Here is a 14838-nt window from a genome sequence, read left to right as displayed (position 1 = left end):
TTAAATTAATTTAAATACAAATAGTTATGAAATCACTCAGCCGTGACAATATCGTAGATATAACCGATTTCACTGAGCGGTATTGTGACACTATAGATATCTTCTATGACACTAAAAGCATTTTGAATCATACACAGTATTTCTTTTTGACACTCTTCCAGCAACCCTTGCTCGGGATAACTTTCGATAGGGACCTGGCGAATCAACCGCTCCAACATGCAACTGACATGCACGTACAAATTGATTTTCTTCTGATTCTCAAGACGCTTTTTCAGCAGGATCTCCAACGTACCAATACAGCTATCCAGATGTTCAAGGATTTTCCCTGTATCGAGAATAGTCAATTGAGCAATCACGCGTTTCAACGAGAAATTATGCACTAACCGATCGTTGATAGTCTGTATCATTGCAGCATCGGCTAACCCACGGAATACCGTATCCAGCCGGATATCTCCTCGTCCACTGATTAAATCCTCTAACGAAATGTAGGGAATAAAAGGAATACAGGGATCTGCGGTTCCGACGATAGCAATAATATCGTAAAACTGAAACAGCGAATGGCGTGACGATTCTGAAAGTAACAGGGAGTAATCATAAGCAATAACATCTACCCCCGCTTCCTTAGGAATACTTTCTTCGAGAAGAGTCTGCAAATGGTGCGCCGTCCCCATTCCTGTGTAGCAACTGGTAATAATAGTTGGTCGTTTGATCTGTTCAGAATAGATAATTTTGCTATCATTCTTTTGATAAACTGTTACCGCCTCAACAATCTCTTCTAAAGATGTATTGTTTAGCAAAAACTCTCCGACATGTAATGCCATAGCAGTAGAAACATTATTAATGATAGCGACAGGGAAATGAATATTTTTATTAAACTCAGTATAAATATCCGTTAATGACCCCATATCCACTAAAATAACCAACCCTCTGGACATATCATTGTCACTGATATACTGAAGAATATTATTGGCAATATCTTTAATAGAGGTATCGATAGGCATGTCGAAAGAAGAGAAAATATTCTCACCCAGCAATCGATTGACAACATTGGAGATGCTGCTTGCTGTAGCATAACCGTGTGCCAGAATAACAGCTTTGGTTCTCGGAGAACACAGCACCATTTTCATGCTTTTTAGATATAGTGAGAAAAAGATCTCATCTTCCATGCTGATACTAACATCCAGCCGATGCTCGATCAAAACGGATAGTTTTCGCGCAATCAGATTTTCTTCCACCATATTATGAATAATATAATGGTGTAATTTCTCCAGCACATGCTTTTGCTCCGAAATGAGCTCACTACCTTGCTGATTTTTAAAAAATAGATACCACGCTAAGCCATGCTCGCAGTTACCATTAAATTGTACAGAGTATCTACTCTCAATCTGTTGAATAATATCTTTTATAATACTTAGATTAAAATGAACAATGGGATGATTATTTTTTGTTGTCTGGCTAAAAATGATCTTATCAAATAATAACTCAATTTCCCTGAATGCTTCTGGCAAAAACAAATCAGCATCTTGCATATGAAACACAGTCAGTATTTTATGCCAAAATTCATTAATCGCCCTTGCCAGGGGCAAAGGCGTTTGAACTAATTGCGCCAGGGTTGTCGCAGGAGTAATAGTAACCGACTTTTCCTGTGTGACATATTCAGATAAAACACCTTGCGCAAAAAAATTCTCTGGCAGATCTTTTAAATGCACCGATATTGAACGGTCAGAAGAAAATTTTGAATATATTCCAGCTGTCAGGCAGGTGATAGTATTTTTTAACTCGCCAATATTACCAGAATAAGTATGACGGACCAGTACTTCCAGTACTTGAGAGGAAAGCGTAATTTCTCGCTGTAATAATTTTGCTTCATGCATAAAAAAAGCGAAGATAAAATTCCGCTTTTCAGCAATTCCTCGCTCGTCCAGTGACGGGATAGCAATACTCAACGGGATACGACGCATGAAAGTATCCAGAAAATGCGCTTTAGGGGTGGCTGTGGTGGCAAAAACCAGACGAACCTGAGCACTTAATTCCCGACCGCTTTCCCCCATCCGACAAAACCGGCCTGTATCCATAAAAGTGAACAATTTTTCCTGATTTTCTGCAGGAAGCCGATGAACTTCATCAAGAAATAACACGCCACCATCTGCTTTTTGTAGCATACCGTCAGTGGTTTTATCCGCACCAGTGAATGCTCCTTTCACATAACCAAATAAATTACTGGATAATAATTCAGGGTTATTCGCATATTGCGCACAGTTAAAAGTCACGAACGGAGCATCAGCGGGCAGGATATTGCGGCTTACAGCCTGCTGCCAGGCCAATTGTGCAAACATGCTTTTACCACTGCCCGTAGGGCCATACAACATTACCGATAGCCCGTGTGGCGGATAGCAAATCGCAGTATTTAGCTTCTCTATTACCGGTTTTAAACTGGTTTGTGCACCAATCAACTCGGCAAAAATATCCTGTTTTGCATGTTGATGGTCCTGGAGCTCCTGCAGGCTAGAAAACACAACCTGGCTAACGGCAAAAAAACGCGCTTCAAACACGGATTTATGTAAGAAATAAACGGGGCGGGTGTTGATTTTAATTAGCTGATTTTCTTCCACTAATTGATTTAAGTAGTGGCTTATAGTGTTGCGTTTTACATTGAAGTGCTGCGACATTGATTGAGAAGTATGAAATTCATCCAACATACTAAAAGCAAAATTTCGGGTTTCTTCAGCCAAAAACGCACAGATATCATGTTTTAACACAACAAGGCCTTTAAGTTAGCTCACACTCATTTCAGGATTCAGTTTGCATGATACATGGAGTCGTAAGCGAACCGCAAAGCATCAATTCAACATATTGATATGTAATTATTTTATTTTTTCTCAAACCGAATTTTGATGACTGCAACGTCATACCTGTGATTGCAAACCAGGTTTGCGAGGCGTTTCCAGATTTTAGCTGTGACAGCTGATTGGGCACTGGGATAATATAGCGGCAGAAAAGGTAGTTTTGCCTGTAACCCTTAAAGTGATACTTAACGAGAAAAATAAAATCACAAATAACTTTTAATTCAACGGATTAGATAGAAAAACATTATGAGCACTACGGACAATTTTGACGGCCACACCCCCATGATGCAGCAGTACCTGCGCCTGAAAGCGCAGCATCCTGAAATCCTGCTGTTCTATCGTATGGGTGACTTTTACGAGCTTTTTTATGACGATGCGAAACGCGCGTCGCAGCTGCTCGACATATCCCTGACCAAACGTGGAGCATCCGCTGGGGAACCCATTCCAATGGCAGGTGTGCCACATCACGCCGTCGAAAACTATTTAGCTAAGCTTGTGAACCTGGGTGAGTCGGCTGCCATCTGCGAACAGATTGGCGATCCCGCCACCAGTAAGGGGCCGGTTGAGCGTAAAGTGGTACGCATTGTCACCCCCGGCACCATCAGCGATGAGGCTCTGTTACAAGAGCGCCAGGACAATCTGCTCGCAGCTATTTGGCAAGACGGTAAAGGTTTTGGCTATGCCACACTCGACATTAGTTCAGGTCGTTTTCGTCTGTCAGAGCCGGAAGATGTCGAAACGATGGCGGCAGAACTTCAACGCACCAATCCGGCCGAACTGCTGTATGCGGAAGATTTTGCAGAAACGCGCTTAATTGAAGGTCGTCGTGGTTTGCGTCGTCGCCCATTGTGGGAATTTGAAATTTCAACCGCTCGCCAGCAGCTGAATATGCAATTTGGCACTCGTGACCTGACCGGTTTTGGTGTCGAAAACGCCCATCATGCGTTGTGCGCTGCCGGTTGCTTGCTGCAATACGTTAAAGATACGCAGCGCACATCTTTGCCGCATATTCGCTCCGTAACCATGGATCGCCAGCAAGACAGCATTATCATGGATGCGGCAACGCGACGTAACCTGGAAATTACCCAGAACCTTTCTGGCGGCTTTGAAAATACGTTGGCTTCGGTGTTGGACTGCACGGTTACACCGATGGGCAGCCGCATGCTAAAACGCTGGCTGCATATGCCTATACGAAATGTCGATGTCCTGCAAAAACGCCAGCAGACCATTGCCGCGCTACAAGACAGAACCGCTGAAATCCAACCGGTGTTGCGTCAGGTAGGCGATCTGGAGCGTATTCTGGCACGTCTGGCATTGCGTACAGCACGCCCACGTGATTTAGCCCGTATGCGTTACGCCTTCCAGCACTTACCTGAACTGCGCGAACTGCTGAGCGATGTACCAACCGAATATGTCCAGACGCTGCGTGAGAACATGGGCGAGTTCACCGAGTTACGTGAACTACTCGAACGCGCCGTGGTGGAAGCGCCACCCGTGCTGGTACGTGATGGCGGTGTTATCGCACCAGGCTATAACGAAGAGCTAGACGAATGGCGAGCACTGGCTGATGGTGCAACGGATTATCTCGACAGGCTGGAAATTCGCGAACGTGAAAAACTCGGTCTGGATACGCTGAAGGTGGGTTTCAATGGCGTACATGGTTATTACATCCAGATTAGTCGCAGCCAAAGCCATCACGCCCCGATTCATTATGTTCGCCGCCAGACGTTAAAAAACGCCGAACGCTATATCATTCCAGAGCTGAAAGAGTACGAAGACAAAGTGCTGACCTCAAAAGGGAAAGCGCTGGCATTGGAAAAGCAGCTCTACGATCAGTTGTTCGATGCGTTGTTACCCCATCTTGAGGCATTGCAGCAAAGTGCTACCGCCCTCGCTGAGCTTGATGTGCTGGTGAACCTGGCTGAACGCGCTTATAGCCTGAATTACACATGCCCACAATTGACAGATAAACCGGGTATTAAGGTAGTTGGTGGTCGTCATCCGGTTGTTGAGCAGGTGCTTAGCGAACCCTTTATCGCCAACCCGTTAGCGCTTTCGCCTCAACGGCGTATGTTAATTATTACCGGGCCGAACATGGGCGGTAAAAGTACCTATATGCGTCAGTCTGCGCTGATAGTGCTGCTGGCTTACATCGGCAGCTTTGTTCCGGCACAGCAGGCTGAAATCGGCCCGATCGACCGTATATTCACCCGCGTCGGTGCGGCAGATGATCTGGCTTCCGGGCGTTCAACCTTCATGGTGGAAATGACCGAAACGGCAAATATTCTACATAACGCCACTGAACACAGCCTGGTGCTGATGGATGAAATTGGCCGTGGGACTTCCACCTACGATGGACTGTCGCTCGCCTGGGCCTGTGCCGAAAGCCTGGCAAACCGTATCAAAGCGCTAACGCTTTTCGCCACGCACTATTTTGAATTGACGACCCTTCCAGAAAAAATGGAAGGTGTGGCGAACGTGCATTTGGACGCCATTGAACACGGTGACACTATCGCGTTTATGCACAGCGTGCAGGACGGAGCAGCGAGCAAAAGTTACGGCCTGGCCGTCGCAGCGCTGGCTGGCGTGCCAAAAGAAGTCATTAAGCGTGCGCGTCAGAAACTGCGTGAGCTTGAGACGGTTTCGAATAATACCGCCGCCACTCAGGTCGATGGTACTCAGATGTCGTTGCTGTCTGTTGCGGAGGAAACTTCACCTGCGGTAGAGGCGCTGGAAGCATTAGATCCCGACTCTCTGTCACCACGTCAGGCATTGGAGTGGATTTACCGGCTGAAGAGTTTGGTTTAGGTTTCAGCATCGGACGCCCTCACCCTGGCCCTCTCCCCCAGGAGAGGGAAAACAGCAGAAAAAAAAGCGGCGACCTGAATCCAAGTCACCGCTTTTTATTTGAAGAATCGATTACTCGCGGAACAGAGCTTCGATATTCAGCCCTTGAGTCTGCAAAATCTCACGCAGACGACGTAGACCTTCAACCTGAATCTGACGAACACGTTCACGAGTCAGGCCGATTTCACGACCCACATCTTCCAGTGTTGCAGCTTCATAGCCTAACAGACCAAAACGACGAGCCAGCACTTCACGCTGTTTAGCGTTCAGTTCAAACAACCACTTAACGATACTTTGCTTCATATCGTCGTCTTGTGTGGTGTCTTCCGGGCCGTTGTCTTTTTCGTCAGCCAGAATATCCAGCAGCGCTTTTTCAGAATCGCCACCCAACGGGGTGTCGACCGAGGTAATGCGCTCGTTGAGACGCAGCATACGGCTAACATCATCAACCGGTTTATCCAGTTGTTCGGCAATCTCTTCCGCACTCGGCTCATGGTCGAGCTTATGGGAGAGTTCACGCGCCGTACGCAGATAAACGTTCAGCTCTTTCACGATATGAATCGGTAAACGAATCGTACGGGTTTGGTTCATGATTGCCCGTTCGATGGTTTGACGAATCCACCATGTAGCATACGTTGAAAAACGGAACCCACGTTCTGGGTCAAACTTCTCAACGGCACGAATCAGCCCAAGATTCCCCTCTTCAATCAAGTCCAGCAGAGCCAGACCACGATTGCTATAACGACGGGCAATCTTTACCACCAGACGCAAGTTACTTTCAATCATGCGGCGGCGGGAAGCGATATCACCACGCAGAGCGCGGCGGGCAAAATACACCTCTTCCTCGGCTGTTAATAGTGGAGAGTAACCAATCTCCCCAAGATAAAGCTGAGTTGCGTCAAGCACACGCTGCGTGGCCCCCTGCGACAACAACTCCTCTTCGGCTATGTCGTTATCACTGGGTTCCTCTTCTACGAGGGCTTTCTCGTCAAAGACCTCAACTCCATTCTCATCATATTCCGCGTCTTCATTTAACTCGTTAACTTTCAGCGTATTCTGACTCATAAGGTGGCTCCTACCCGTGATCCCTGGGCAAAGCACCTTTCGCTTCATCTTTCTCGTGGTCTCGGCGTTGGCTTCCTTCGTTCACCCCAGTCACTTACTGATGTAAGCTCCTGGGGATTCACTCAGTTGCCGCCTTGATACCGCGAGAATGATTTCGCGCTAGCGTACTTTGCCGGCTTATCGCTGCGGTAAGTAACGCAGCGGGTTGACGGATTTCCCCTTGTAACGAATTTCAAAATGCAAACGTGTTGAACTGGTTCCGGTGCTACCCATGGTAGCTATCTTCTGCCCCGCCTTGATTTCTTCTTGTTCCCGGACCAGCATTGTATCGTTATGGGCGTAGGCACTCAGGTAATCATCATTATGTTTGATGATGATTAGATTACCGTAACCTCGCAGCGCGTTACCGGCATACACCACTCGCCCAGAGGCGGTAGCAACAACAGCCTGGCCTTTGCTGCCTGCGATATCGATCCCTTTATTGCCACCTTCAGTAGCAGAGAAGTTCTCAATAACCTTGCCTTCAGTCGGCCAGCGCCAGGTCGAAATTGGCGCGCTATCGGACGTGCTGCTGGCAGTGGGTACAGTAGTCGTAGAGCTAACCACAGGTGCCGTAACCGGTGCTGTGACGGTTGTCGCAGTCCCTTTATTATTCGGCAACATTTTGTTAGCACTCTGTTCACCTGAATCCTCAGAATACGTAATTACTGGTTTAGAAGCAACCACTACGGCGGTTTTTTGCGCAGCGGTAGGCGTCACGCCTTGCGCACTCGCATCAGCCGCTGTCACAGCATTTCCACCCGTAATTGGCGCGCCTGAAGCATTACCAATTTGCAGGGTTTGACCCACGTTCAAGCCATACGGCTCGGGGATATTGTTGCGCTGGGCTAAGTCACGGAAATCGTTTCCGGTGATCCACGCAATATAGAAAAGAGTATCGCCGCGTTTAACGATGTAAGTGCTTCCGCCGGTATAGCTACCTTTCGGAATAGCGCCATATTTGCGGTTATAAACAATGCGCCCATTTTCAGTCTGTACCGGTTCGGAAACGACCGGCTGCGTTTGCACTGGCTGAATTTGTGGAGTCTGGTTTTGGGTGGACATTTTCGGTGGTGGAGTCACCAACATGCCACCGGAAGAATTGCTGTTGGCATTGCCGTTACCGCCCACCGAACTGATAGGCGCCTGGGTGTTATTGCTGGTACATCCCGCTAACCACAGGCTCACCAGCGACAAAGCTGCTATACGGCGTAAAGTAAAAGTTGGGCTTCCCGCGCTCATTTATCCCCCAAAAAAACAATCATATGCTTATGAAAATACGGCAGAACTGGCGCTTACGGCCAGATGTCAAAATCTCGTTGCGCGTAACGTTACGCCAAAACTCTTAGAAAAAAACAAGATAGTTCCAGGTTATGCCAATTCACCCTTAACTAAGGGTACAAAACGAACGGCTTCTACCGTATCAATGACAAATTCCCCACTCAGTCGACGAACGCGCTTCAGATACTGCCGATCTTCGCCAACCGGGAGGACTAAAATTCCACCTTCGTCCAGCTGCGACAATAATGCGCTGGGGATCTCCGGTGGTGCTGCCGTAACAATAATAGCGTCAAATGGACTGCGCGCATGCCAGCCCTGCCAACCATCACCATGACGGGTTGATATATTGTGCAGATCGAGCTGTTTTAAACGTCGCCTTGCGTGCCATTGCAGGCCTTTGATGCGTTCAACTGAACAAACATGATGTACCAAATGCGCCAGGATGGCGGTTTGATAACCCGAGCCGGTGCCGATTTCCAACACGCGAGATTCGGGCGTCAACTCAAGCAACTCGGTCATTCTTGCGACCATATAAGGTTGCGAGATAGTTTGGCCTGAGCCAATGGGCAATGCTGTGTTTTCCCAGGCTTTGTGCTCAAACGCCTCATCGACAAATTTTTCCCGTGGCACCTGCGCAATCGCATCAAGAACCTTCTCGTCCTTGATGCCTTGAGCGCGCAGTTGTGTGATAAGGGCTTCTACGCGTTTGCTTACCATTGCTCATCCACTCCTGATTTGCTCAACCAGTGACTGACCACCTCACGCGCGCTGTGAGCAGTAAGGTCAACATGCAATGGTGTTACCGAAACATAGCCTTCATCGACGGCCGCAAAATCGGTATCAGGGCCTGCATCAAATTTGTCGCCTGGCGGCCCAATCCAGTACAGCGTATTCCCGCGTGGATCTTCTTGTGGAATAACTTTGTCTGACGGATGGCGGCTACCGCAGCGCGTAACACGAATGCCCTTGATTTGCTCAAGCGGCAAATCCGGTACGTTAATATTTAAGATACGCCCGGTGCGTAGCGGTTCACGCAATAAAGCGCGCAAAATCGAACAGGTCACTGCGGCCGCGGTTTCGTAATGTTCGTAGCCGTTTAACGAAACAGCCAGTGCCGGAATGCCTAAGTGCCGCCCTTCCATCGCTGCAGCAACGGTGCCGGAATAGATGACATCATCGCCCAAGTTCGGACCGGCATTAATACCAGAAACCACAACATCCGGGGCTGGGCGCATCAGTGCGTTAACACCAAGATAGACACAATCCGTTGGCGTGCCCATTTGTACGGAAATATCGCCGTTTGGAAGCGTGAAAGTACGCAATGAAGATTCGAGCGTCAGTGAGTTTGATGCCCCACTGCGATTACGGTCAGGGGCAACCACCTGCACATCAGCAAATTCCCTAAGTCGAGCAGCCAGCACCTGAATGCCTGGCGCATTGACACCGTCATCGTTACTCAAAAGTATTCTCATATTGGATTTACTAAGCTTCTTTTTGTTGTTTTATTCCATTGTGCTGATTTTAGTGCAGCTGTCATGAAATTGTTGCAGTTTTTGTAACATCCACCACAACAGCATGTCCAGACCGCAGTTAGTCTGCAATATCGGCGTAATTGCCCGGTGCGTTCATCAATTCGCGCACCACACTTGTCGCAAAACTCCCAGCAGGCAGCCAGAAAGTCAGCTCAACAGTGATGTCGTCCCACCAGTTCCAGGTGAGGTCTTTAGGCATCAGCAACATGGCTCGACGCGCCGCTTCGACTCGCTCGCGCACCAACAGTGACTGCAAATCGGTTTGCCCGGCAACGCATTGCTGTTCAAACTCCAGAGCCGCATTTTGCGTGCCCCAAGGGCCATCACCGGGGAGTGGCGCAGTAATCAATAGCTCACCGTCATCAACACGCTTTTGCAGACCAGGTAGCTCTTCTAGCGTTGCAACAAACCAACTGCCCCGCCCGGCTAACTGTAATGCATCACCCTCGATAACCTGGTTAAACTCCGGCTTCTTCAGTCGCTCGCTCACGACCTGGTTAAACATCGCGCTACGTGCTGCTGAAAGATAAAAGCTACGCTTATTGCGGTCACGAATGGGTGCATTGCTTTGCGCCCAACGCACGGCCTGATGCAGGTTATTGCCGCCCAACCCGAAACGTTGGCTGCCAAAGTAATTCGGCACACCATGATGAAGAATGGCATTAAGCCGTTGTTCCATCTCAGCACGGTCGCTGACATCGCGCAGCACCAGCGTGAAACTGTTTCCCTTCAGCGCACCCAAACGCAATTTACGTTTATGGCGCGCGTATTCCAGAATCTGGCAGCCTTCAAGTTGAAACGCACTCATATCCGGCATTTCTTTGCCCGGAAGACGCACGCAAAACCACTGTTCAGTCACCGCATGCTTGTCTTTCTGACCGGCAAAGCTGACTTCGCGGGCATGCACTTTCAAAAACTTAGCCAGTGCGTCGGCCACAAAGCGGGTGTTGCAGCCATTTTTCAGGATGCGCAACAGCAAATGTTCGCCTTCACCATCCGGCCCAAAACCCAGGTCTTCAATGACCACGAAGTCTTCTGGATTGGCTTTGATTAAACCTGTGCCCTGCGGCTTACCATGCAGCCAGGTCAGATTATGCATGTCCATTATTTAGGTGCCTTATGTAACAGCGCGACCGCTTCGCAAGCGATACCTTCACCACGCCCCGTAAAGCCAAGCTTTTCTGTCGTGGTCGCTTTAACGTTCACATCATCCATATGGCAGCCCAGATCTTCGGCAATAAACACGCGCATCTGCGGGATGTGCGGAGCCATTTTCGGAGCCTGCGCAATGATAGTCACATCGACGTTACCCAGCGTATAACCTTTCGCCTGGATACGACGCCAGGCTTCACGCAGCAATTCGCGGCTGTCTGCGCCTTTAAATGCGGGGTCGGTATCCGGGAATAATTTACCAATATCCCCGAGTGCGGCAGCACCCAGCAGAGCATCAGTTAATGCGTGCAAAGCGACATCGCCATCAGAGTGAGCGAGCAGGCCTTGTTCGAACGGTACGCGCACACCGCCAATGATAATTGGGCCTTCGCCACCAAAGGCGTGTACATCAAAACCATGTCCAATACGCATTACTTTTTCTCCGTTTGGGTTAACCGCGTGAGGTAAAACTCCGCCAACGCCAGGTCTTCAGGGCGAGTCACTTTTATATTATCGGCGCGGGCGCTAATTAATTCGGGATGGAAGCCACAATATTCAAGGGCCGAGGCTTCATCAGTAATTGAGGCATCTTCATCGAGCGCGCGTTGCAAACAACTGCGCAGTAGTTCCAGAGGGAATAGCTGAGGGGTTAATGCATGCCAAAGATCTTCTCTGTCGACCGTGTGGGCAATCAGGCTTTTACCCGGCTCGCCACGCTTCATGGTGTCACGCACGGGAGCGGCCAGAATGCCGCCTATTTTGCTGGTCTGGGTAATTGCCAACAAACGCGTCAAGTCATCCAGATGCAAACAGGGACGTGCCGCGTCGTGCACCAAAACCCACTGCGCGTTATGTACCACATTTAACCCAGCGAGTACCGAATCGGCACGCTGCGCGCCGCCCTGGATAACCGTTACATTGGGGTTTGAAGCAAGAGGCAATGAGGCAAACCAGCTATCAGTAGGGCTAATAGCAATGACGACATGAGCCACGCGTGGATGAGCCATCAGACTTGCCACCGCGTGTTCAAGAAGTGTTTTATCGCCGATTTTTAGATATTGCTTAGGACATTCCGTTTGCATGCGGCTGCCGATACCTGCTGCCGGCACCACGGCAATTACGTCCGGGGAGGAGTCTGCCATGTAGATTCACTTACGCGTTATTGTCGATTGTTCTGCCCTGCATTATTGCCCAGGCGCTTAGAGCTATCGGGAACCAGGCGGTAGAAGGTTTCACCCGGTTTAGTCATGCTTAATTCATTACGTGCGCGCTCTTCAATAGCTTCCTGGCCGCCATTAAGATCGTCAATTTCGGCAAACAGCTGATCGTTACGCGCTTTGAGTTTGGCATTCGTCGCCTGCTGTGCAGCAACGTCGTCATTCACTCGCGTCCAGTCATGCACACCGTTTTTTCCAAACCACAGCGAATACTGCAGCCAGACCAACAAGGCCAGCAATAGTAGCGTTAGTTTACCCATCCTGCCCCCTGAAAAACGGCACAATCATCGCACAAAATTTTAGCGGGCTCCGCTTTGGGTACAAAGCGAGCCTTCATATTTGCGGCAGAATTTATCACAGATTGCGACGACATGCGCGTTTGCAGGTGAGTTAGCGGCCTTGCGGTCATAAATAGTCTGTTACGGTTTGATGATTATTTAGAAGTTAGCCCATCAGCCACAGGAAAAGCAGGCCAAACATCAGCCCCACCGCTAACACGGTCACAATGCAGCTGATAAGCAAACGTCCACGCAACAGAGAATGTAAAGCAATCCCCACAATGACAGCGACGGGTAAGAGTGCCAGGAAGAATGGCCACGTATACAGGAAGAAAAAGAGAGTATTTGGGCCATAAATCAGGAAGGGAATACCCAGCGCAAGTAGCCACGCCAGAAAACCGATAAATGCCCCAGTCAATGACCAGGTCGTCTCTTCGGTACTGGGGCTAGTTTCAGCCGATGTAATAACCAGGTTGGTGCCATTGCGCATAACGAATCCGTAAACCCTGCAAGCCAGGCACATGAGGCGCCTGGCAATGTCTTAGGTTTTGATAATAACGTCACGACGCAACAGGTCTAATAATTGGGCAATCAAATTTGTTACCAATTGTTCGCCGTCTAAGTGTATTTCCGGGCGTTCTGGCACTTCATAAACCGAGTCAATTCCGGTGAAATTTCGTAGCTCTCCGGCACGGGCTTTTTTGTACAAACCTTTTGGGTCACGCGCTTCGCAGATAGAAAGTGGTGTATCAACAAATACTTCGATAAACCGCCCTTCACCCACACGGTCACGAACCATCTGCCGCTCTGCGCGATGGGGCGAGATAAATGCGGTCAGTACCACCAATCCCGCATCCACCATCAGGTTGCCAACTTCGCCGACGCGACGGATATTTTCTTTACGATCGGCATCGCTAAAACCAAGGTCACTACACAAACCGTGACGCACATTGTCGCCATCAAGTAAGTAGGTGCTCACACCAAGCGAGTGTAACGCTTCTTCCAGAGCACCCGCGACGGTGGATTTTCCCGAGCCCGAAAGCCCGGTAAACCACAGCACAACGCCGCGATGCTGGTGAAGCTTTTCACGTTGCTCCACCGTGACCGGATGCGGATGCCAGACGACGTTGTCGTCGTGCTCAGCCATTATTTGCCTCCCAGCAAATCACGCGCGCCCCAGTGAGGGAAATGACGACGCACCAGGGCATTGAGTTCAAGTTCAAAAGCGCTGAAGGCAGACGGCTCTTGATAAACCTCTTGCTGAGGTTCGCGCACCATACCGGCACCAACCGTCACGTTGGTCAGGCGGTCGATGAAAATCAGCCCACCGGTAACTGGATTGTCCTGGTATTTATCCAGTACCAGAGGTTCGTCGAAAGTGAGATCGACGAGGCCGATACCGTTCAGCGGCAAGCTCTCGACGACGCGCTGCGTCAGGCTATTAATTTCAACCTGATAATGAATGTTGTCGACACGCGCACGGGTCTTCTTGCCTGCGACTTTAATGTCATAGCTTTGGCCCGGCACCAGCGCTTGTTCCGCCATCCACACCACGTCAACTTTCGCCGTTTGTACCGCGGGCTGCACATCGCTGGCATCGACCAGCAAATCACCCCGACTGATGTCGATTTCATCTTTCAATACTAAAGTGATGGCTTCGCCCGCAGCGGCTTGTTGCAAATCTCCATCAAAAGTCACAATTCTCGCAATGGCTGATTCGACGCCCGACGGCAGAACTTTAACGCGTTGCCCGACGGTCACCAGGCCGGATGCCAGCGTTCCCGCATAACCCCGGAAATCCAGATTCGGGCGATTCACATACTGTACAGGGAAACGCATCGGCTGCTGTTCAACCACACGCTTCACTTCAACCGTTTCCAGAAGCTCCAGCAACGTTGGGCCGCTGTACCAGGGCATACTGCTGCTTTGGGTCGCCACGTTATCGCCTTCAAGCGCCGACAGCGGCACAAAGCGAATATCCAGATCAGCAGGCAGTTGCTCGGCAAAGGTCAGGTAGTCTTGTTTGATCTGCTCAAATCTCTCTTCGCTGTAGCCCACCAGATCCATTTTGTTGACCGCAACCACCAAATGTTTGATCCCCAACAGCGTGGAGATAAAACTGTGTCGACGCGTTTGATCCAGCACACTTTTGCGCGCATCGATCAGTAAGATCGCCAGATCGCAGGTTGATGCGCCTGTGGCCATGTTTCGGGTGTACTGCTCATGTCCCGGTGTATCAGCAATAATGAATTTGCGTTTTTCGGTAGAGAAATAGCGGTAAGCCACATCAATCGTGATGCCCTGTTCACGCTCGGCTTGCAAGCCGTCCACCAGCAAAGCCAAATCCAGTTTTTCACCCTGCGTACCGTGACGTTTGCTGTCGGTATGCAGCGATGAAAGCTGATCTTCATAAATTTGGCGCGTGTCATGCAGCAGACGGCCAATCAGCGTGCTTTTGCCGTCATCGACGCTGCCGCAGGTCAAAAAGCGCAGCAGGCTCTTGTTTTGCTGGGCGTGCAGATAGGCTTCAACGCCGCCTTCATCAGCAATTTGTTGGGCAATAGTGGTGTTCATCTGGCGG

At 49.5% G+C, this 14838-nt stretch carries 13 protein-coding genes; 1 reads left to right on the top strand and 12 read right to left on the bottom strand.

Going from position 1 to position 14838, the window contains the following annotated elements; all coding sequences use genetic code 11:
* Positions 1–32 precede the first annotated feature (32 nt).
* Positions 33–2759, bottom strand: coding sequence for a sigma 54-interacting transcriptional regulator (locus tag OH773_RS04390; RefSeq protein ID WP_270143362.1), 2727 nt, complete (start codon positions 2757–2759; stop codon positions 33–35).
* 333 nt (positions 2760–3092) lie between these two features.
* Between OH773_RS04390 and mutS the strand changes: the two genes are divergently transcribed.
* Positions 3093–5654, top strand: coding sequence for a DNA mismatch repair protein MutS (gene mutS, locus OH773_RS04385; RefSeq protein ID WP_270143360.1), 2562 nt, complete (start codon positions 3093–3095; stop codon positions 5652–5654).
* Positions 5655–5765: 111 nt separating this feature from the next.
* Here mutS and rpoS read toward each other — a convergent pair whose 3' ends face one another.
* From rpoS to cysN, 11 genes are all read right to left on the bottom strand, one after another.
* Positions 5766–6758, bottom strand: a complete 993-nt coding sequence (rpoS, locus tag OH773_RS04380; protein ID WP_034497934.1) for an RNA polymerase sigma factor RpoS — start codon at positions 6756–6758, stop codon at positions 5766–5768.
* A gap of 177 nt (positions 6759–6935) precedes the next feature.
* The gene (nlpD, locus tag OH773_RS04375) at positions 6936–8039 is read right to left on the bottom strand and encodes a murein hydrolase activator NlpD (protein WP_270143357.1); all 1104 of its coding nucleotides are present in this window, start codon (positions 8037–8039) and stop codon (positions 6936–6938) included.
* 129 nt (positions 8040–8168) lie between these two features.
* Positions 8169–8795 (bottom strand): protein-L-isoaspartate(D-aspartate) O-methyltransferase, encoded by a 627-nt coding sequence (locus OH773_RS04370; RefSeq protein ID WP_270143355.1) that lies wholly within the window; start codon positions 8793–8795, stop codon positions 8169–8171.
* Positions 8789–9550, bottom strand: coding sequence for a 5'/3'-nucleotidase SurE (gene surE / locus OH773_RS04365; RefSeq protein ID WP_270143354.1), 762 nt, complete (start codon positions 9548–9550; stop codon positions 8789–8791). Before surE ends, OH773_RS04370 begins: the two co-directional genes overlap by 7 nt.
* A 118-nt stretch (positions 9551–9668) precedes the next feature.
* The gene (truD, locus tag OH773_RS04360; RefSeq protein ID WP_442865650.1) at positions 9669–10715 is read right to left on the bottom strand and encodes a tRNA pseudouridine(13) synthase TruD; all 1047 of its coding nucleotides are present in this window, start codon (positions 10713–10715) and stop codon (positions 9669–9671) included.
* The gene (gene ispF, locus OH773_RS04355; protein WP_270143353.1) at positions 10715–11194 is read right to left on the bottom strand and encodes a 2-C-methyl-D-erythritol 2,4-cyclodiphosphate synthase; all 480 of its coding nucleotides are present in this window, start codon (positions 11192–11194) and stop codon (positions 10715–10717) included. The genes truD and ispF overlap by 1 nt, the downstream gene beginning before the upstream one ends.
* On the bottom strand, positions 11194–11904 hold the full coding sequence (gene ispD, locus OH773_RS04350; protein WP_270143352.1) for a 2-C-methyl-D-erythritol 4-phosphate cytidylyltransferase: 711 nt from the start codon (positions 11902–11904) through the stop codon (positions 11194–11196). The genes ispF and ispD overlap by 1 nt, the downstream gene beginning before the upstream one ends.
* Positions 11905–11921: 17 nt before the next feature.
* A complete protein-coding gene (gene ftsB, locus OH773_RS04345) occupies positions 11922–12239 on the bottom strand; it encodes a cell division protein FtsB (RefSeq protein ID WP_183270425.1) in 318 nt (105 codons plus the stop codon).
* A 184-nt stretch (positions 12240–12423) separates the two neighbouring features.
* Positions 12424–12747 carry a DUF3561 family protein gene (locus OH773_RS04340; protein ID WP_270143350.1) on the bottom strand — a complete coding sequence of 108 codons (324 nt, stop codon included), beginning with the start codon at positions 12745–12747 and terminating at the stop codon, positions 12424–12426.
* A gap of 51 nt (positions 12748–12798) precedes the next feature.
* Positions 12799–13404 (bottom strand): adenylyl-sulfate kinase, encoded by a 606-nt coding sequence (gene cysC / locus OH773_RS04335; RefSeq protein ID WP_270143348.1) that lies wholly within the window; start codon positions 13402–13404, stop codon positions 12799–12801.
* Positions 13404–14831, bottom strand: coding sequence for a sulfate adenylyltransferase subunit CysN (gene cysN / locus OH773_RS04330; protein ID WP_270143346.1), 1428 nt, complete (start codon positions 14829–14831; stop codon positions 13404–13406). Before cysN ends, cysC begins: the two co-directional genes overlap by 1 nt.
* Positions 14832–14838 lie beyond the last annotated feature (7 nt).

Source organism: Buttiauxella sp. WJP83 (assembly GCF_027594725.1).
GTDB lineage: Bacteria > Pseudomonadota > Gammaproteobacteria > Enterobacterales > Enterobacteriaceae > Buttiauxella > Buttiauxella selenatireducens.
This window is presented reverse-complemented; position numbering and strand designations above follow the sequence as displayed.

What these genes read in the sequence shown, in the direction of transcription:
- mutS (WP_270143360.1), top strand. Translation starts at nt 3,093, where the DNA reads ATGAGCACTACGGACAATTTTGACGGCCACACCCCCATGATGCAGCAG.
- truD (WP_442865650.1), bottom strand. Translation starts at nt 10,715, where the DNA reads ATGGACATGCATAATCTGACCTGGCTGCATGGTAAGCCGCAGGGCACA.
- OH773_RS04370 (WP_270143355.1), bottom strand. Translation starts at nt 8,795, where the DNA reads ATGGTAAGCAAACGCGTAGAAGCCCTTATCACACAACTGCGCGCTCAA.
- cysC (WP_270143348.1), bottom strand. Translation starts at nt 13,404, where the DNA reads ATGGCTGAGCACGACGACAACGTCGTCTGGCATCCGCATCCGGTCACG.
- ftsB (WP_183270425.1), bottom strand. Translation starts at nt 12,239, where the DNA reads ATGGGTAAACTAACGCTACTATTGCTGGCCTTGTTGGTCTGGCTGCAG.
- nlpD (WP_270143357.1), bottom strand. Translation starts at nt 8,039, where the DNA reads ATGAGCGCGGGAAGCCCAACTTTTACTTTACGCCGTATAGCAGCTTTG.
- OH773_RS04340 (WP_270143350.1), bottom strand. Translation starts at nt 12,747, where the DNA reads ATGCGCAATGGCACCAACCTGGTTATTACATCGGCTGAAACTAGCCCC.
- rpoS (WP_034497934.1), bottom strand. Translation starts at nt 6,758, where the DNA reads ATGAGTCAGAATACGCTGAAAGTTAACGAGTTAAATGAAGACGCGGAA.
- ispD (WP_270143352.1), bottom strand. Translation starts at nt 11,904, where the DNA reads ATGGCAGACTCCTCCCCGGACGTAATTGCCGTGGTGCCGGCAGCAGGT.
- ispF (WP_270143353.1), bottom strand. Translation starts at nt 11,194, where the DNA reads ATGCGTATTGGACATGGTTTTGATGTACACGCCTTTGGTGGCGAAGGC.
- surE (WP_270143354.1), bottom strand. Translation starts at nt 9,550, where the DNA reads ATGAGAATACTTTTGAGTAACGATGACGGTGTCAATGCGCCAGGCATT.
- cysN (WP_270143346.1), bottom strand. Translation starts at nt 14,831, where the DNA reads ATGAACACCACTATTGCCCAACAAATTGCTGATGAAGGCGGCGTTGAA.